Annotated in this window: 12 protein-coding genes; 2 read left to right on the top strand and 10 right to left on the bottom strand. The window is 62.3% G+C overall.

What is annotated here, in order from left to right; all coding sequences use genetic code 11:
• Window positions 1-15: 15 nt before the first annotated feature.
• The 6 genes from NKJ67_RS14050 to NKJ67_RS14025 form a co-directional block, all read right to left on the bottom strand.
• Entirely contained in the window at window positions 16-1,041 is a 1,026-nt protein-coding gene (locus tag NKJ67_RS14050; RefSeq protein WP_127381958.1) for a putative 2-aminoethylphosphonate ABC transporter substrate-binding protein, read from the bottom strand.
• Between the two features lie 400 nt (window positions 1,042-1,441).
• A complete protein-coding gene (pbfA, locus tag NKJ67_RS14045) occupies window positions 1,442-2,800 on the bottom strand; it encodes a (R)-1-hydroxy-2-aminoethylphosphonate ammonia-lyase (protein ID WP_127408610.1) in 1,359 nt (452 codons plus the stop codon).
• Window positions 2,801-2,871: 71 nt separating this feature from the next.
• Complete coding sequence (gene phnY / locus NKJ67_RS14040) at window positions 2,872-4,329, bottom strand: phosphonoacetaldehyde dehydrogenase (RefSeq protein WP_127266989.1); 1,458 nt, start codon at window positions 4,327-4,329, stop codon at window positions 2,872-2,874.
• Window positions 4,330-4,591: 262 nt separating this feature from the next.
• Window positions 4,592-5,851, bottom strand: coding sequence for a phosphonoacetate hydrolase (gene phnA / locus NKJ67_RS14035; protein ID WP_127266988.1), 1,260 nt, complete (start codon window positions 5,849-5,851; stop codon window positions 4,592-4,594).
• Between the two features lie 24 nt (window positions 5,852-5,875).
• Window positions 5,876-7,075, bottom strand: coding sequence for a 2-aminoethylphosphonate--pyruvate transaminase (locus NKJ67_RS14030; protein ID WP_352581689.1), 1,200 nt, complete (start codon window positions 7,073-7,075; stop codon window positions 5,876-5,878).
• Window positions 7,076-7,214: 139 nt separating this feature from the next.
• The gene (locus NKJ67_RS14025) at window positions 7,215-8,921 is read right to left on the bottom strand and encodes a Na/Pi cotransporter family protein (RefSeq protein ID WP_352581688.1); all 1,707 of its coding nucleotides are present in this window, start codon (window positions 8,919-8,921) and stop codon (window positions 7,215-7,217) included.
• 152 nt (window positions 8,922-9,073) lie between these two features.
• On the opposite strand from NKJ67_RS14025, the gene NKJ67_RS14020 reads away from it, so the two are divergent.
• The gene (locus tag NKJ67_RS14020) at window positions 9,074-9,943 is read left to right on the top strand and encodes a LysR substrate-binding domain-containing protein (protein ID WP_352581762.1); all 870 of its coding nucleotides are present in this window, start codon (window positions 9,074-9,076) and stop codon (window positions 9,941-9,943) included.
• On the opposite strand, the gene NKJ67_RS14015 is transcribed toward NKJ67_RS14020, so the two are convergent.
• From NKJ67_RS14015 to NKJ67_RS14000, 4 genes are all read right to left on the bottom strand, one after another.
• Window positions 9,940-12,414 (bottom strand): GcvT family protein, encoded by a 2,475-nt coding sequence (locus NKJ67_RS14015; protein WP_352581687.1) that lies wholly within the window; start codon window positions 12,412-12,414, stop codon window positions 9,940-9,942. The genes NKJ67_RS14020 and NKJ67_RS14015 overlap by 4 nt on opposite strands.
• 82 nt (window positions 12,415-12,496) lie before the next feature.
• A complete protein-coding gene (locus NKJ67_RS14010) occupies window positions 12,497-13,285 on the bottom strand; it encodes a DeoR/GlpR family DNA-binding transcription regulator (RefSeq protein WP_127266984.1) in 789 nt (262 codons plus the stop codon).
• Between the two features lie 80 nt (window positions 13,286-13,365).
• Window positions 13,366-14,022: a GntR family transcriptional regulator gene (locus NKJ67_RS14005; RefSeq protein ID WP_352581686.1), complete on the bottom strand. Its 657-nt coding sequence runs from the start codon at window positions 14,020-14,022 to the stop codon at window positions 13,366-13,368.
• Between the two features lie 149 nt (window positions 14,023-14,171).
• Window positions 14,172-14,897, bottom strand: a complete 726-nt coding sequence (locus NKJ67_RS14000; protein WP_164898579.1) for a helix-turn-helix transcriptional regulator — start codon at window positions 14,895-14,897, stop codon at window positions 14,172-14,174.
• A 559-nt stretch (window positions 14,898-15,456) separates the two neighbouring features.
• Between NKJ67_RS14000 and NKJ67_RS13995 the strand changes: the two genes are divergently transcribed.
• Entirely contained in the window at window positions 15,457-17,538 is a 2,082-nt protein-coding gene (locus NKJ67_RS13995; protein WP_352581685.1) for a TonB-dependent receptor, read from the top strand.

Below are 17,538 nucleotides of genomic sequence, written 5' to 3'. Positions count from 1 at the left end.
CGAAATGCTCTGCGTCTAGCTCTTGGGCTCAGACTTGGCGTCGTAGCGCTTCGTCCACTCGTCGAGAATGGCCTTGCGGTGGTTGGCCGCCCACTCGAAGTCATTGTCGATCATCTTGGACTCGATATCTGCGGGCAGGAATTCGACCGGCTTGGCGACATTCGGCATAGCCAGAACCGCATAACCTACATTGTACATCTCGTTGGCCTCCTTGCTGATCGACCAGTCGAGCAGCGTTTTGGCGGCTTCGAGATTTTTCGTTCCCGCAACGATCGCGGATGCCTCCATGTCCCAGCCGATGCCTTCGGACGGGATGACGATATCGAGGGGGGCGCCCTCCTTCTTCGATTTCGCGGCGCGGAACTCGAACGAGATGCCGATTACGGTTTCACCGGCGGCGGCCATTTTGCACGGCTTCGAACCAGAATGCGTGTAGGCATCAATATTCTGATGCAGGGCGTCCATATAGGCCCAACCATCCTTCTCGCCGAACAACTGCAGCCAGCTCGATACATCGAGGAAGCCGGTGCCGGACGAGGCCGGGTTCGGCATCACGATGTGACCCTTGTATTCCGGCTTGGTAAGATCTTTCCAGCTGGTCGGCTCGGTGAGGCCAAGCTTTTTGCCCTCCACGGTGTTGAAGCAGATCGAAGCCGCCCAGGCGTCCATGCCAACCCAGGCCGGTGGCGTGTCCTTGTCGACAAACTTCGGCTTGAGCAATTCGACGCCTTTTGGCGCATAGGGCTCAAGCATGCCTTCGGTCTTCAGCACCAGAAGCGATGTAGCGGCAAGGCCCCAGACAACGTCGGCCTGCGGATTGTCCTTTTCGGCCAACAGCTTGGCGGTAACGACACCCGTTGAGTCGCGGACAAAGTTCAGTTTGATGTCGGGATGGCTCTTTGTGAAAGTCTCGGCGTAGCGGGCGAGATCTTCGGCTTCAATGGCGGTATAGACTGTCAGTTCGGAGGTTTCGGCAAAGGCGGCGGATGACATCAATGCCGCGGCGAAGGCCATTGCGATAGTTGCGTTGCGCGATTTCATGCTCAGTTCCCCTTTGATTGTTGGCACATTCTGCGATGCACTGTGACGATCGCGCCGGTGGACATTGCGGCCCTGTAGCGCTTGTGGATGTCGTCGTTGGGTCAACTCTGGGGATTGGTGATCGATAAGTAAAATCTATTTATTTTATGACAGGCAAACTTCTACTGATAGTTGTCATGGAACTGTCGCATGCCTGTTGCGGCCGCGATTCCGCGCTTGCGAAAGCCCACGATTGGCAACGGAGACGGTTATGGTCAGCCGAACGAAACGCCCGTTGTCTGTGCCCGCAAACGCGGGTCGGACGAGCGGACAGTCACCACCAGATCGCCCCCCCTCGCCCGCAAGCCCGCGTCGATTTCAGGGCATTCGAGCTCGCGGTCGGTGCGCACGGCCTTCATGGTCAGGCCGCCAGCACGGCGGTCTCGAGGATGTCGAGCGCACGATCGAGATCAGCTTTCGAAATGACCAGCGGCGGCGACAGCGTCAGCACATTGCCCTGGCTGACCTTGAAGCTCAGCCCCTGCCCCAGGCAAGCATAGAAGACGCGTTCGGCGAGATCGCGCGCCGGCTCGCGCGTATCGCGATCCTCGACGAGCTCGACGCCGACCATCAGTCCCCTGCCCCTGACGTCGCCGACATGGGGCGAGCGCGCCATCAGGTGCTGCATACGCTCCAGCATGTGCCGGCCAAGTTCGGCCGCGCGTTCGACCAATCCTTCCTCCAGGATGATGTCGATCGTCGTCAGTGCGGCGCGGGTCGTCACCGGGTTCTTCTCGTGGGTGTAGTGGCCGATCGCGAAGCCACCGGTGACGTCGAGGTCGCGGCGCGCGATGACGGCGGCGATCGGCAGGATGCCGCCGCCGAGCGACTTGCCGAGGACGACGATGTCGGGCGTCACATCATCATGCTCGTGGGCGAAGAATTTTCCCGTCTTGCCCAGCCCGGTCGGGATCTCGTCGAAGATCAGCAGCGTGCCGTGCCGGTCGCAGGCTTCGCGAACCCGCTTCCAGAAACCGGGCGGCGGCGGGTTGGGCGTCGCCCGCATCGGTTCTGCGACGACCGCCGCCACGTCCTGTTCGCGGCCGAGCACATAGGCGATCATGTTGGCGCAAGCGAGCCCCGAGGTTTCGAGGGAATCGTGGCCATAGGGACAGCGATAGCCGTCCCAGGGTGCGACGTGCTCGGTGCCGGTCATCATCGGGCCTGATATGTGCGAGCGGAAGGTCGCCTCGCCGCCGACGCTTGCAGCGCCGAAGCCGGCCCCGTGGAACGCATCCCAGAACGACACCGTCTTGAAGCGGCCGGTCGCGGCGCGGGCGATCTTCAGCGCGACCTCGATGGCATCCGAACCACCGGTGGTGAACAGCACCTTGCCGAGATCGCCGGGCGCCAATGCCGCCAGCTTCTCCGCCAGCTCGAGGGCGGGCTCGCAGGTAAAGCGGCGCGGCGCAAAGCAGAGCTCATCGAGCTGCTTTTTGATCGCCGTGACCAGCCTTGGATGGCCGTAGCCGAGGTGATGCACGCTGTTGCCGTGGAAATCCATGAAGCGGCGGCCAGCGGTGTCCTCGATCCAGATGCCTTGCGCCTTCGCGATGGTCGAAAGGCAGGGGCTGGACAGACTCTGGTGCATGAAGGCAGCCGCGTCGCGATCGAGCAAGCCGCGGATCCGCGGATCGTCCTGCCCGGCATCCCATCGGCCGCGAGCCGCTGTGGTGTTGGAATCGCCTTCGGTGTGCACAAGCTCTTTGATCGCGGCCATCATGGTCTCCGAAACGCGAATGAGGGAGCGGCGAACGCTCCCTCCATTGTTTATCCGTCAATGCCGCCCGGTCAGGACCAGGGCAGCGAAAATGTCTTCACATTGGTGTAGCTCTTCATCGCCTCGATGACGCCTTCCTTGTAGCCATTGCCCGAATCCTTGATGCCGCCGAAGGGCGACATCTCGATGCGGTAGCCCGGCACTTCCCAGATGTTGACGGTGCCGACCTGAAGGCCGGCGATGTATTTCTGCATGCGCGGAAAAGAGTTGGTGCAGACGCCCGACGACAGGCCGAAGGCGGTCGAGTTGGACAGTGCGATCAGCGCATCATCGTCGTCCGGCGCGCGAACGATCGGGATGATCGGGCCGAACGTCTCCTCCATCACCAATTCGGATGTGTGAGGAACGCGATCGACGACGATCGGCGGCAGCAACGCGCCCTGACGACCCGGATTGTAGAGGATTTCGGCGCCCTGCTCGGCGGCCATGTGGACGCGGGCTTCGAACAGCGCCGCCGCCTTCTCGTGCACGACGGTGCCAAGGTCGGTCGAGCGGTCCATCGGATCGCCGAAGCGGATTTTTTTCGCCCGCTCCAGCACCAGCGGCACGAAGCGGTCGGCGACGCTTTCCTGAACCAGGATGCGCTTGACCGCGGTGCAGCGCTGGCCGGAGTTCTTTGTCGCGCCGGCGACGGCCAGATCCGCGGCTCTGGCCAGATCCTCGTCGGAGAGATCGTTGAGGATGATCAGCGGGTCGTTGCCGCCGAGTTCCAGCACCTGGCGCTTGTAGCCGGCGGTGCGGGCGATCATCTTGCCGACCGGCACGCCGCCGGTGAAAGTGATCAGGTCGATATTGTCGTTGGTGATCATCTCGTTGCCGATGTCTGCGGGCCAGCCGGTCACCACCGACAGCATTTCGGGCGGCAGACCGGCTTCATAGAGAATGTCGGCCAGGAGAAGCGCCGTCATCGGCGTCAATTCGGTCGGCTTGACCACCACGCAATTGTTGGTGGCGATCGCCGGCGCCACCTTGTGCGAGACCATGTTGAGCGGGTGGTTGAACGGCGTGATCGCCGAGATCGCCTTCAACGGCTCGCGGGTGGTGAAGATCTTGCGCGCCTTGCCGTGCGGGGTGAGGTCGCAGGAGAAGATCTGGCCGTCATCCTGGATGCACATCTGCGCCGACAGCGTGAACACGTCATAGGCACGGCCGACCTCATAGAGCGAGTCCGTCTTGGAGATGCCGAGCTCGAGCGTGATGAGATCGGAGATTTCTTCGCGGCGCGACGCCAATGCCTCGGCGGCGCGGAACAGGATCTGCTGACGCTCGTAGCGCGTCAGCTTCGATTTGTAGCTGGCGGCGATCTCGAATGCTTTTCGCGCGTGCTCGGCACGCCCGGCCGGCACCGTGCCGATGACGGTGTCGTTCCAGGGGTAGCGCACCTCGACGACGCCGTCGGCATCAACTTTCTTGCCGGCAATGCGCATCGGCTCGTGGCGGACTTTGATGGAAGGGTCGAGCTTGGTCATGTGAGTTTTCCCGGTGCTCGGAGAGCACATTGATCTTTGTCGGCGAGACCATCGCGTCTTTGCAATGGCTTCCCCCACTCCGTCGCCGCTTCGCGGCGCCACCTCTCCCCCCTCCGGAGGGAGAGGAAGGGAGCCAAGGCCGGCGAGCTCAGCGCCCTTCCTCTCCCCCGTCGATCGGGGGAGAGGTGGCCCGAAGGGCCGGAGTGGGGGTCGGCCAGCGCCATCATGGACGGCGACACGCCCTCCCGGCGATCCAACTCACTCAGCCCGCCAGTGCCGCCGCCATTGTGGCGTAGTAAAAGGCGTCGAAGTTTCTCAACACAGGTTCATCAGGCAATTCCGGCAGCACACGATTGACGATGAACGGCACCTCCTGCTCGGTCAGCCCACCATGCGACCGTAGCGGTTCGTTCAGAGCCGCCAGGTCATGGCGATGTTCTGAGGTGCCGATCGTCTTGTTCTCGGTCGAGATCAGCACGATGTCGCCGATGCGATCTGCCGGCAGCTCAAAGCGCTCGCACGCCGTCGGGCTGTCGACGACCAGCATGATGCCGTCGATCTTCGCCAGCCGGGCCATGATGCCGGCCTGATCTGCGCCATCAGGCAGATAGGCGGTGGCAAACGAGCCGAGCGCGCCGTGATGCACGACATAGGGGTCGGTGATCGGCAGGATGACGCGGGCGGCGTCCTTGCCCAGCCACTCGTCGAGAAGGTCCTGGACATAGACGACGTCGGGCGAACCGTCCGCCTTGTGCTTGGGCTTCATGCCGTGGTCGGCGGTGACGACGATCGCCGCGCCCAGCGCATCAAGCTCGGTCAGGTATTTGTCGAACATCTCGTAGAAGGCGTTGGCCTGCGGCACGCCCGGCGCGTATTTGTGCTGCACATAGTCTGTGGTCGTCAGGTACATGATGTCGGGACGGAACTCCTTCAGCAGCTGGACGCCGGCGGCAAAGACAAATTCCGACAGTTCGGCCGAATAGACCTCCGGCACGGGCAGCCCAAAATGTTTCGAGGCATTGTCGATGCCGTGCTCGGCCCTGGTGGTGGTGTCGGATTTTTCCGCCGAGAAGCACAGCGCGCGGCCTTCATCGAAGGCAAGGCCCTTGCCAAGCAAAGCACGCAGTTTGTCCTTGGCGGTGACCACGGCGACCTTGGCGCCGGCATCATAGAAGGCCTGGAAGATGGTCGGCGCGCGCAGGAAGCGCGGGTCGTTCATCATCACTTCCTTGCCGGTCTCGCGCTCATAGAGATAGTTGCCACAGATGCCGTGCACCGACGGCGGCCGGCCGGTGGCGATCGACAGATTGTTGGGATTGGTGAAGCTCGGAATGACCGAGTGCGCAAAACGCACCGTGCCCTTCTGCTTGATCCTGACCAGAGCCGGCATCAGCCCGGCCTCGATCGCCTCGTCGAGATAGGCAGGCTCGCAGCCGTCAAGGCAGATGGCGATGGCCGGCACACGCGGCCAGGCGTAGGTGCGACCGTTGACCGCGACGTTGATGGGAGACATCTGGTTCATCTGATATCCTCGAGATCGGCCGCTTCAGGCGGCGAGTTTGGCGCGTTCGGCGAGTGCCGCGGCGGGTGGAGCGGCGGTGTCGACGCCCATTTCATGCAGTGAAAAAGCCGCCGCCTCGACGACGCGGCGCATGACATGTTCGTCCATCTGGCCGATGCAGCCGACGCGGAAGCTATCGACGGCGGTCAGCTTGCCCGGATAGATGATGAAGCCCTTGTCCTTCATCAGATCGTAGAAGCGGTCGAAGGCGAAACTGGCATGGGCCGGGTTGAAGAAGGTGACGATGATCGGCGACAGCCAGCGATCCCCGAGCAGTGTCTCGAAACCGAGGTCGCGCATGCCGGCCACCATGACGTCGCGGTTCCTCGTATAGCGAGCGCCACGGCCGGCGACGCCGCCTTCGGCCTCGTGCTGGCGCAGTGCTTCGAGGAAGGCAGCGACGACGTGCGTCGGCGGCGTGTAGCGCCACTGGCCGGTTTTGTTGAGGTGCGCCCACTGGGCGTGGACATCGAGCGACAGCGAATGGCTCCTGCCTTTGGCAGCCTCCAGCTCGCTCTTGCGGGCGATGATGAAGCCGAAGCCCGGCACGCCCTCGATGCATTTGTTGGCGGACGAGACCATCGCCTCGTAGCGGATCTCATTGACGTCAAGTGGGATGGCACCGAAGGCGCTCATGGAATCGACCAGCAGCTTGCGACCCTTGGCATGGACGGCTTGCGCAATCTCGGCGACCGGATTGAGGATGCCGGAGCTGGTCTCGCAATGGATGGCGATGACATGGGTGATATCAGGGTCGGCCGCGAGGGCCGCCGCCACCTCGTCGCCGCGCGGCGGCAGATAGTCGCCCTTGTCGATCAGCGTGTAGGCGCGGCCGAGATACTGCATGGTCTGCGCGGCGCGCAGGCCGTAGGCGCCGTTGGCCAGCACCAGAACCTTGCCATCTCTGGGCACAAACGAACCCAGCATCGCTTCAACGCAGAAGGAACCGCTGCCTTGCATCGGCACGCAGTCGAACTCATCGTTCCTGTCCCCGGTCAGTGCCAGCAGGCGGCGACGCATATCCGATGTCATGGCGCGGAAGTCGCCGTCCCACGATCCCCAGTCACGCAACATCGCCTCCTTGACCGAATAGGCCGTGGTAAGCGGCCCCGGGGTCAGAAGATACGGCTCGCCCAGCGCCGGACTGGCCAGCGGCTCCGCGGCAAATTTCGTCTCGGCGAGCATGTTGTCCTCCGCTCGATCTGCGTTCGATGTGGCCTTATTCTTGGCCTGAATGATCTATTTGTAAAATCGTTATTTTGTATCGATGTATCGATTTTAACGATGGTAAGGATTGCCACTCGCCAGCGGAGAATGTCGCCCGTCAGGCCAGCGCCGGAGCCATCGCTTCCGCGGCCCCAGCGCCTTTCGCCAACCGGCTTTCGAGCAGATCACCGCTCTGCGTCAGCAGCGGATAGGCGACAGAAGCCATCAGCGAGTTGATCTCCTTCAGCGCCCGCACCGCCTCCAGGTGGATGTCGCTGGTGTCGATGCTCTGCGGCATTCCTGATTGCAGGCGCTTGAGGTGACGGTCATGGCTCATGCGTTCCAGTCTGCGCATCCGCTCCTTCTCGACGACGAGTTGCCGCGCCGACTCGAGATCGCTCGACACCAGCACATTGAGTGCAAGCTGCATGTTGGCCATGACACGGTTGTGAAGCCCGGCCAGTTCGCTCCAGCCGTCGCGTGAAAAGCGCAGGTTCTTGTCACGCAGCTCCTGGGTGAGCACGAGCAGGTTCTTGGCGACGATATCGCCGGCGCGTTCGAGATTGATGGCGAAGTCGGTGAGTTCTATGCCGCGCTGCGCCTCGGCCGCGCTCATGCTGCCGCGATTGACTTCGGCAATGTAGAGCTTGATCTCGGTGTGGGCGCGGTTGACCTCCTCATCAAGTTTTTGGGCTTGGCGAATCTGGTCGGCGGTGCCGGCGTCGAAGAAATCCATCACCGGGCGCAGCATCACCTCGACGACTTCGCCCACGCGCAGCAACTCGCGGGTCGCACTGGCCAGAGCGAGACCGGGTGTGCGCATGACGGTGCGGTCGAGCGCGCTGGTGCGGCGTGACATCAGGTCCCCAGCCTCCCCTGCCTTTGCCGCTGGCCTGTCGGGGATCAGCAAGGTGGCGAGCTTTTCCATCGTGCCGGTGAACGGCAAGCAGCAGATGACCAGCACCATATTGAAGGCAAGGTGCAGGTTGACCAGTTGGCGGCCTTCGGTTGCGCCGAACAGATGCGCCGGGAAGGTCACGGCCTGAAGCGCAAACAAGGCGGCGAGCGCCGTCGTGCCGCGAAAGATCAGATTGCCAAGCGGGACACGGCGCGCCTCGACGGCATCGCCGCGTGTCAGCCACACCGCAATCAGCGCACCACCGCAATTGGCGCCGAGGATGAAGAACAGGCCGACCTCGACCGGCAAGACGCCTTGCGCGGCAAGCGTGACGAACAGCAGGATCGCCGCGACGCTGGAGTGGATCAGCCATGTGAACAGGGCAGCTGCGGCAAAGGCGGTGAAATAGTCCGTGCGCAGATAGGAAATCACCAGTGGCAGCAAATTGCTCTGCCGCATCGGAGCGGTCGCCTCGCCGATCATATGCAGCGACAACAGGACGAAGGCGACCCCCATCAGGATTCGCCCGCTCTGCCTGATGCCAGCCACCTCGAACTTCAGGACCATCGCGCCGCCGACCAGGATCAGCGCCGGCACCAGCCAGCTCAGATCGAACGACAGCACCTGGACGACCATGGCGGAACCGAGATCGGCGCCCAGCAGGATCGCCAGCCCTGATGACACCGAAACCATGCCGCTGGCGGCAAACCCGGCCGCCAGGATCGCGACTGCGGTCGAGCTTTGCAGCAGCACGGCAAGCACGGTGCCGACGCCCGCCGACCTGATCCGCGCACCCCGCGCCTGTCTCAGCGCATCGCGCAAGGCAGGGCCGCAGGCGCGCTCGACGCCCGTGCGCACCATGTGCACGGCCCAGAGCAGCAGCATGACGGCACCCGCCAGGTGCAGCAGGATGATGGAAAATTGCATAGCGACCTCCCGGCCAACGGCCGGCAGAGACGTCGACCCACACTCAGGCTGATTGCTGCCTAAACATAAGTCAAATCGTTCATTTCTATCTTTTCCCAAGCTGTACTTATGATAGGATGTTGGCGATTTCAGAAATGTCGGAGGCACGTAAGATGCGCTACGTCCAATTGCGGGCCTTTCACCAGGTGGCCATCTCCGGTGGCTTTTCACGCGCTGCCGAAGCGCTCTTCCTGACCCAGCCGGCGATCTCGGACCAGGTGCGCAAGCTCGAGGAAGAGTATGATGTGCTGTTGTTCAACCGCAACAAGAAGCAGGTCACGCTGACCCATTCGGGCCAAAAGCTGCTCGAGATAACCCACCGCATGTTCGATACCGAGCAACAGGCGCTGGAGTTGCTGACGGAGTCGCGCGCGCTGCGTTCCGGCACGCTACGCATCGTCGCCGATGCCGCACATCATCTGCTTCACATTCTCGGCAGCTTCCGGGCCCGCTACCCCGGCGTGCAGGTTTCGGTGCGCACCGGCAACACCGAGACGGTGATCAGCAGCCTCTACAGCTACGATGCCGACATCGGCGTGCTGGGCGAAGTGCCGACCGGGCGCGATTTCGAGGTGCTGAAACTCAACTCGACGCCGATCATCGCGTTTGCATCCGTCGACCACCCGCTGGCCGCGAAAAAGTCGCTCACCCTCAAGCAGCTCGCGCAGGAATCGCTGGTCATGCGCGAGCGCGGTTCGAAGACGCGTCAGAAACTCGAAGATCTCGCAGCCGCCTCGAAAATCGAACTCAGGCCGGCGATCGAAGCCGAGGGCCGCGAAGCGGTCCGCGAGATCGTCGCATCGGGCGCCGGCATCGGCTTTGTCTCGGCGGCCGAATTCGGCCAGGATTCGCGGCTGGTGCCGATCACCATCGATGCTCCCGAGACCCTGATGGACGAAGCGCTGATCTGTCTGCGTGAACGCAGCGGCGGCAAACTGGTGCGGGCGTTCCTGGATATGGCAAGGTCCATGTCGGCGGATTAGGCGGCAGCGCGAACCTCCACCACATCAGCCTTCACCCGCTCCGACTTCGGATCGTAGGGGCTGCGCAGATGTGCTGTCGCGGCATGGCGAACGCCGGCAAGGTCGATCTCGAAACGACCACCGGTGAGAAACGCAGCATCGACGCCCGCCTCGTTCTCGATCAGCCCGAGCGCCACCGAGCGGCCAAGCGTGTGGCCGTAGGCCGCCGAGCGGACTTCGCCGACCGGCTTGCCGTCGCGCAGGATCAGTTCGCCGCCCCACAGCATCGGCTCGGCATCATCGAGCGTGCACAGCACGACGCGTCTTGCCGGTGCTGATGGCTTCGTCTCAACCAGCGCGTCGCGGCCGATAAAGCCACCTGGCTTGTCCATCGCGACGGCGAAGCCAAGCCCAGCCTGCCAGGGATTGATATCTGGCGTCAGCTCACGACCCCAGGCGCGAAAACCCTTTTCGATGCGCAAGGCGTCGAGCGCGTAGTAACCGGCATCGATCAGGCCAAACTCGCTGCCAGCCTCATGCAGTGCCTCATAGACGCCGACGGCGAATTCGGTCGGCACGATCAGTTCCCAGCCCAGTTCGCCGACATAGGTCATGCGGTTGGCATAGGCGGTGGCATAGCCGACATCGATCTCGCGGATGGTGGCGAAGGGAAAGCCGGCGTTGGAGAGATCGGCCGAGGAGAGTTTGCCCAGCAGATCGCGCGAGCGCGGCCCCATCAATGCCAGTACCGCGTAGGACGAGGTGACATCGGTCAAGATTGCATGCGCGTCGGACGGGATGTTTTTGACGATCCAGTCGGCATCGTGGATGGCTTGCGCCGAACCGGTGACGATAAGGAATTTCTCCACGCCAAGCCGCATCACGGTGAGATCGCTTTCATAGCCGCCACGTGCATTGAGCACGCCCGTATAAACAGACGTACCGACCGGTACGTCGATATTACCGGCGCAGATCCAGTTGAGCGCGGCGCAGGCATCGCGGCCTTGCACGAGGAGCTTGGCGAAAGAGGTCTGGTCGAAGACGGCGACGGCTTCGCGTGTCGCCTTCATCTCGCGCTTGACCGCCTCGTGCCAGTTCTGACGGCCGAAGGCATAGTCGTTCTCGGCCCTCTCTCCCGGTGCGGCAAACCAGTTGGCGCGCTCCCAACCCATTTTAGAGCCGAAGCAGGCGCCCTTGACGGCGAGCCGGTCGTAGAGCGGCGACCGGCGGAACGGCCGTGCGGTATCCAGTTCGCGGTTCGGCCACGGCATGGCGTAGTGCAGGCCGAGCGTTTCCTTGACACGGTCATGCAGCCAGCGCGGATTGTTGTTGAAGGGGGCGAAACGCCTGATATCGACCGGCCATAGATCCATGGTCGGCGCGGCGTTGACGATCCATTCCGCCAGCGCCCTACCCGCACCGCCGGCGCTGGCGATGCCCATCGAATTGAAGCCGGCGCCGACATAGAAATTCTTCAGCTCCGGCGCCTCGCCAAGGAGAAAATTGTTGTCCGGCGTGAAGCTCTCGGGACCGTTATAGAATTTCTTGACCTCGGCGTCGGCCAATTGCGGCACGCGGATCAGCGCGTTTTCCATCAGGATCTCGAACTGATCCCAATCGTCCGGCAACAGCGCGAACTCGAAATTTTCGGGAATGCCATTCATGCCCCACGGCTTGGCGTGCGGCTCAAAGCCGCCCATGACCAGGCCGCCGACCTCTTCCTTGAAATAGATGAAACCGTCGGGGTCGCGCATGACCGGCAGGTCCGGGTGCACGCCCTCGATCTTGCCGGTAACGATGTACATGTGCTCGGCCGAATGCAGCGGCACCGAGACGCCGCACATCAGCCCGACTTTGCGCGCCCACTGGCCGGCGCAATTGACGACGATCTCGGCGGCAATGTTGCCGCGATCCGTCTCGACACCGCAGGCGACACCATTCCTCAGGCTGATACCGGTGACCCTGACCCGCTCGATAATTTTCGCGCCGCCATTGCGCGCGCCCTTGGCCAGAGATTGCGTAAGGTCGGTCGGATTGGCCTTGCCGTCGCCCGGCAGCCAGACGGCGCCGACCAGATCGTCGGTCGCCATGACCGGCCAGAGATCAGCCGCCTCCTTGGGCGAAATCACATCGATGTCGACGCCCTGGGCGCGTGCCGATGCGGCCGTGCGCTTCAGCACCGTCATGCGGTCGGCGGTGCGCGCCACCGACAGCGAGCCGCAATTCTTCCAGCCGGTGGCAAGCCCGGTCTCGGCTTCCAGCTCGCCATAGAGCTGCGTGGAGTATTTGATCAGGCTGGTCATGTTGGAATGACTGCGCAACTGGCCGACAAGCCCTGCGGCGTGCCAGGTGGTGCCGCCGCTGAGTTGCCCCTGCTCGAGCAGCACGACATCGGTCCAGCCGAGCTTCGTCAGATGATATGCGACCGAGCAGCCGATGATGCCGCCGCCGACAATGACGACGCGCGCCTGCGTGGGGAATTGGTTTGTCATGGGAGATCCTGCCGTTTTGACACGAGCCGGATCATAGCAGTCGAATTCCAAATATCAACACAAAATGCCACAAAATATCACATCAAGATGCAACCATCAGCTCAGGCCCCTTGCGCGCAAGCGCTTCGGCGATGTCGGCCTGCGGCTTCGCATCGACGATCACGCCGGCGGCGTGCTGAAAATTCGGGATCCTGAGCGGCGTCAGCTTTGCGAACTTGCTGCTGTCGAGAACGAAGTAGGTTTTGGCGGCAAGCGCGATCATGCGGCTGCGCTGTTCGGCGCCGGCGCGGGTGAAATCGGTCACCTCGCCGTCGGGCGACAGCGCGCCACCACCGAGGAAGGCGATGTCGACGCGAAAGCGCGCCATGGCTTCGAGCATGTCGATGCCGGAGGCTGCTTCTTCGCCGGGATCGACTTCGCCACCCAGCATATGCACGCGCATGCCTGAGACGTGGCACAGCAGAAGCGCGATCGGGAGGCTCGCCGTGCAGATGGTGAGATCGCGCAGGTCGGTCATGGCTTGTGCGACGGCCAGCGTGGTGGTGCCGGAATCGAGGAACACCACCATGCCGTCCTTCACAAGACCGGCAGCTATCCTGCCGATCGCAGCCTTGCCCCGGGCATTCTCCTGGCTGCGCAGGCTCATTGCCGGTTCGCTCGGCTCGAAACGGGCAGCGCCGCCATGGACGATGCCGAGCTGCCCTTTATCCGACAGCAGTTTCAGGTCGCGGCGGATGGTTTCGCGTGAGACATCGAAGAACCCGGCCAGCTCGGCGACACTGACAGACCCGTGAGCGCCCAGCCGCCGCAGGATCTCTTCGTGGCGACGTGGAGCAAGGGCGCGCGCCGGCAGGCTGCTGTCGGGGGACATGATGATCCTGGATCGAGTATCGATGTTGCAATATGTGGCAGTGATCGCGCGCAGAGGCAACCGGAGCTCAAGCCACGCCGTCAGGATTTTCGCGACAGGCCATCTTCCCTGATCGCGCTGACCAGCGTCTCGCTTCCCTCGCGAAGATGCCGCCTCAGAATGCTTATGGCCTTGTCCTCCTTGCGCGCCCTGCAGGCGGCCAGCAGGTCGCGGTGCTCCGTCTGCGAGCGGCTGCGATAATCCAGGTTCGACAGGAGGATGCGGACGTAGCGATCTGCGGCATTGTGGTGCGCCTCGATCAGGCCGAGCAATCGACGGTTACCGCAGGCGTCGTAGAGAGCCAGATGAAAGGCACGGTTCAGCGCACCCCATCGGCCGACATTGCGCTCCGCGTCGATCTGGTCGAGCACCTGTTCCGCCTCGTCGAGCTTCGCGCCGGCGAGGTTGGGAAGCGAAAGCCGCACCGCCTCGCATTCAAGCAGTTCGCGCAGTGCGTAGATTTCACCGATCTCGGCGCCGTCCATCCGGGCGACCTGCGCGCCTTTTGTCGGATGGATGGAAACAATGCCTTCGGCTTCCAATTGGCGAAGGGCGTCACGAATTGGCATGCGGCTGAAGCCAAACTGCTCGGCCAATTCGTCCTGGCGCAGCGGAGTGCCCGCCTTGATGGTTCCACTGGCAATCGCTTCGCGCAGGACATTGGCGACCTGTTCGGCCACGGTTCGCGGCCCCTGCATCACGCTTTCCGCAAATCCTCGCAATCGATGCTCCCGTTTGACGCGGCGCTCAGCTTAACGGATGTAGGTATCCTCGTATACGCAGTATCGGCAACGCCCCAAGGGTTCGCCGCACTATTCCGACGGTCTCTGCCCGGGCTATTGGCCACTCAACCAAGGGTCTGCCGCGCTTCATCCCGAACGCTGGAAGGCGCCACGCCATAACGCTTTCGGAAGGTGCGGTTGAAGTAGGAGATATCCCCGAAACCGACTTCATAGGCAGTGGCGCCTATCGAAAGCGTTCCCGTTCCCCGCAACAGCAGCTTGCGCGCCTCGGCCAGGCGCCGTTCGAGAAGATATCTCGAAAATGTCGTCCCTTCGCGCTGAAACAACTTCTGGACATATCGTGGTGTAACATCGAGGACAGCGGCCACAGCGGAAATGCTCAGATCGCCATCCCCCAGGTGATCATCGATATAGCGTTTAACAGGGTGCAGCCGGTCACGTTCCACCGTTGATGGGGTTTCCAGATAGGCGACGACGAGCGGAAGTATTTCGTTGAAATGGGCATTGGCCATCTCCGCCTCGTTGGCTGAATGCGGGCCACGCATCAACAGATAAGCGCCGTAGGTGATCAGAAGCTGGAGCGGAGGAAACGTTCTCGGGATCGGTCGCAGCATCAGCCTGGAAAGCGTCTCGCCGGAAACGCGGAAAGCGGCGCCGGGCAGGCTGCCGCAGTCCAGCCTGCCCCCTTCCGGCAGATACCAGTCGTAGGCCATCTCACCGGATACAAAGAGGAAATCTCCAAGCGCGGCTTCTATCTTCCGTCCATCCTGCTCAACGACCAGCGGACCTTCCATGCTTCGCAACATGAGCACCTTGTCCGAACCCGGCATTCCAATCCCCGCACCCGTAACGGCGAGGGCGGGAAGAAACACGTCATGACGTTCAGATCGGCGAGGCCACATGTCACGCCACGCACGGCGGAGAGGACACCCAGCCCTGTTTCGATCGCGACCTCCCCGATGACCGTTAAAAAATGGCCGGCGCACAACCGCTCGGCTTCCGCGTCGTCGTGACCCGACATGTCGAAGCTCACCGGGCTGATCCCGCTGGGGTTGGTCGACCTGTGATATAACTGCAACATTTTCAATTCGGATCGTCGGAGTTCGTTTTCAGCAGTGCCGGCTTCGCTTCACTCCAAGCGCGCCATCGCCCTGATCGATAACATGAGTAATTGAGACATATTTAATCGATCCGGGAAAAGGGAGCCAGCGATTTGTGGCCCTCAATGCCTTTGCGGCACCCGAGGGGCCAATTTGGGGTGCGACTATGCGGAATGAACTGATCGCGGGAACTTGCCTCGCACTGCTGCCACTTGCTTTCACGACCATGCCCGTGCAGGCGCAGAACACTGGAGATTCGGCACCCGCGATACAGCTGGAAACAGTGTTGGTGACGGCGAGCAGAACGGAGCAGCCGATCTCCAGCATTCCCGGGTCCGTCCAGGTCATCGAGGGTGATGAGCTGGCACAACAGCTCAAGCTGACGAGCGACCCGGCGACCCTGATTTCCAAGCTGGTTCCCGGTTTTTCGATCGCAAACCAGACGATTTCAGGTGCCTCGGAAAGCTTTCGCGGTCGCGGCGTGCTGATTCTCGTCGACGGCATTCCCCGCAACACCCCGTTGCGTGACGTTTCACGAACGCTTTCGCTTATCGATCTCGGCAAAGTCGAGCGCATTGAGGTGGTCAACGGGGCAAGCAGCCTTTACGGCTCCGGCGCGACCGGCGGCACCATCAATTTCATCACCAGGCGGGACGCGACCGAAAGACCAACCGTCACCGTCGAGACCAAGGTGAAGGCGTTCACTGCAAATCCCGGCAAGTCCCTGGCGCCGGAAGTTTCGGTTTCGGCGACGCAGAAGATCGGCAAATTCGACTACATGTTCTCGGCCAGCGGCCAGCGGACGCGCCGGACCTATGACGGAGACGGTCGCGAACTGCCGTCCGACGCCATGCTCGGCCAAGGCGGGGGCGATCGCACCGACTTCGGCAACCTCTATGCAAGACTGGGATATGAGGACGGGGCCCGTCGTTTCGAGGTCTCCGGCGAACTGGTCCGCATGGAACAGAATCCGGATTGGTTTTCCAATTTCCAGGCCACTCCAGCGGCGCCCGACTACACGGCGCCGTATACGGGCGAATCCGTGGAAGAGAATTCAAAATATTTCACCGCGCGCTATACCGACACCGCCTTCGCCTTGGGATCGCTCGAAGTGAAGTCGTTCTACAACGATATGGAGAAGCGCTTTCCCTTCACCCGCTTCGATCGCTTCGTGAACAATCAGGTCTACTATTCGGGCAACCCGCTCAACCCGCAGGCCAGCTTTGCCCAGACCACGCTCTTCAGTAAGCGCGCCGGCCTCACCGCTACGGTCGAGACCCCTCTCGACATGCTGCTGGAGGGGTCGACGCTGACCTGGGGCCTGGACTTCATCCACGACAAGACCTTCCAGAAACTCGAGAACGGCTGGGACGTCATCAGTCCGATGAAGCAGAACTCGGTCGCCGGCTTTGCCCAGTTGCAGGTCCCTGTGACCGACCGGCTGCGCCTGCAAGGTGGATTGCGCTACGAACGCTACTTCCTCGACATCGAGGATTTCAACCGCCCAGCCATCTTTTACATCAACCGGCCATATCCGGCGATCAACGTCATCGGCGGGTCCTTTGACTACGACAATCTGACTTTCAATGTCGGCGGCACATTCGATCTCACGCCCGATGTCCAGCTTTACGGTGGCTTCTCGCAGGGGTTCTCGCTGACCGACATCGGCAGCTTCACGCGGCGAGCCGGCGCCAACAGCAGTGCCGAACTGTGCGACGCCTACGGGGCGCTGGCATGTCCCGGCGCAGGCGCACCCGACTATACGGTCAGCTACGCTGACATCGCTCCCAGCCCTCAGGTCGTCAACAATTACGAGATCGGCATTCGCGGCGGCGATGTCGACTATGGCGGCTCGCTGTCGGCCTTTTTGTCCACCTCCGACCAAGGCGTGAACTACGACATCGCCTCCAACCGCGTGTCGCAGCAGAAGGAGGAAATCTGGGGCGTCGAAGTCACCGCATGGTGGAACCTGACCGGCAACCTCACCGTCGGTGGCCTCCTTGGCTATACCGAGGGGCGCTACGACAATGACGGCGATGGCAATATCGATGCGTGGCTGCCGAACAACAGGATAGCGACCCCGGTGCACGGCACGGTCTACGGGACCTATGTCTTCGACAACGGCCTCAATCTTCGCAGCGAGGTCCAGTTCTTCACCAGCCGGGACAAGATAACGACCGTACCCGAGATCAAGGGCGCGGCACTGGTAAATATCCTTGCGAGCCACAAGGTCGGCAAGGGCGATCTCAGTGTCGGCGTCGAGAACGTCTTCGACACCAACTACATGAATCCGACAGCTAGCGCCACGCGCAACAATGTCGTCAATGGTTTCGGCCGCACGGTATCGCTCGGCTACAAGGTCACCTTCTGA

Origin of the sequence: Mesorhizobium sp. M0088 (genome assembly GCF_040322895.1) — a bacterium.
Lineage (GTDB): Bacteria > Pseudomonadota > Alphaproteobacteria > Rhizobiales > Rhizobiaceae > Mesorhizobium.
The sequence above is the reverse complement of the archived record's forward strand: the minus strand, read 5'-3'. Positions and strand labels throughout refer to the sequence as shown.

What these genes read in the sequence shown, in the direction of transcription:
- phnA (WP_127266988.1), bottom strand. Translation starts at nt 5,851, where the DNA reads ATGAACCAGATGTCTCCCATCAACGTCGCGGTCAACGGTCGCACCTAC.
- NKJ67_RS14015 (WP_352581687.1), bottom strand. Translation starts at nt 12,414, where the DNA reads ATGACAAACCAATTCCCCACGCAGGCGCGCGTCGTCATTGTCGGCGGC.
- NKJ67_RS14020 (WP_352581762.1), top strand. Translation starts at nt 9,074, where the DNA reads ATGCGCTACGTCCAATTGCGGGCCTTTCACCAGGTGGCCATCTCCGGT.
- NKJ67_RS14030 (WP_352581689.1), bottom strand. Translation starts at nt 7,075, where the DNA reads ATGCTCGCCGAGACGAAATTTGCCGCGGAGCCGCTGGCCAGTCCGGCG.
- phnY (WP_127266989.1), bottom strand. Translation starts at nt 4,329, where the DNA reads ATGACCAAGCTCGACCCTTCCATCAAAGTCCGCCACGAGCCGATGCGC.
- NKJ67_RS14000 (WP_164898579.1), bottom strand. Translation starts at nt 14,897, where the DNA reads ATGCCGGGTTCGGACAAGGTGCTCATGTTGCGAAGCATGGAAGGTCCG.
- pbfA (WP_127408610.1), bottom strand. Translation starts at nt 2,800, where the DNA reads ATGGCCGCGATCAAAGAGCTTGTGCACACCGAAGGCGATTCCAACACC.
- NKJ67_RS14050 (WP_127381958.1), bottom strand. Translation starts at nt 1,041, where the DNA reads ATGAAATCGCGCAACGCAACTATCGCAATGGCCTTCGCCGCGGCATTG.
- NKJ67_RS14010 (WP_127266984.1), bottom strand. Translation starts at nt 13,285, where the DNA reads ATGTCCCCCGACAGCAGCCTGCCGGCGCGCGCCCTTGCTCCACGTCGC.
- NKJ67_RS14025 (WP_352581688.1), bottom strand. Translation starts at nt 8,921, where the DNA reads ATGCAATTTTCCATCATCCTGCTGCACCTGGCGGGTGCCGTCATGCTG.
- NKJ67_RS14005 (WP_352581686.1), bottom strand. Translation starts at nt 14,022, where the DNA reads ATGCAGGGGCCGCGAACCGTGGCCGAACAGGTCGCCAATGTCCTGCGC.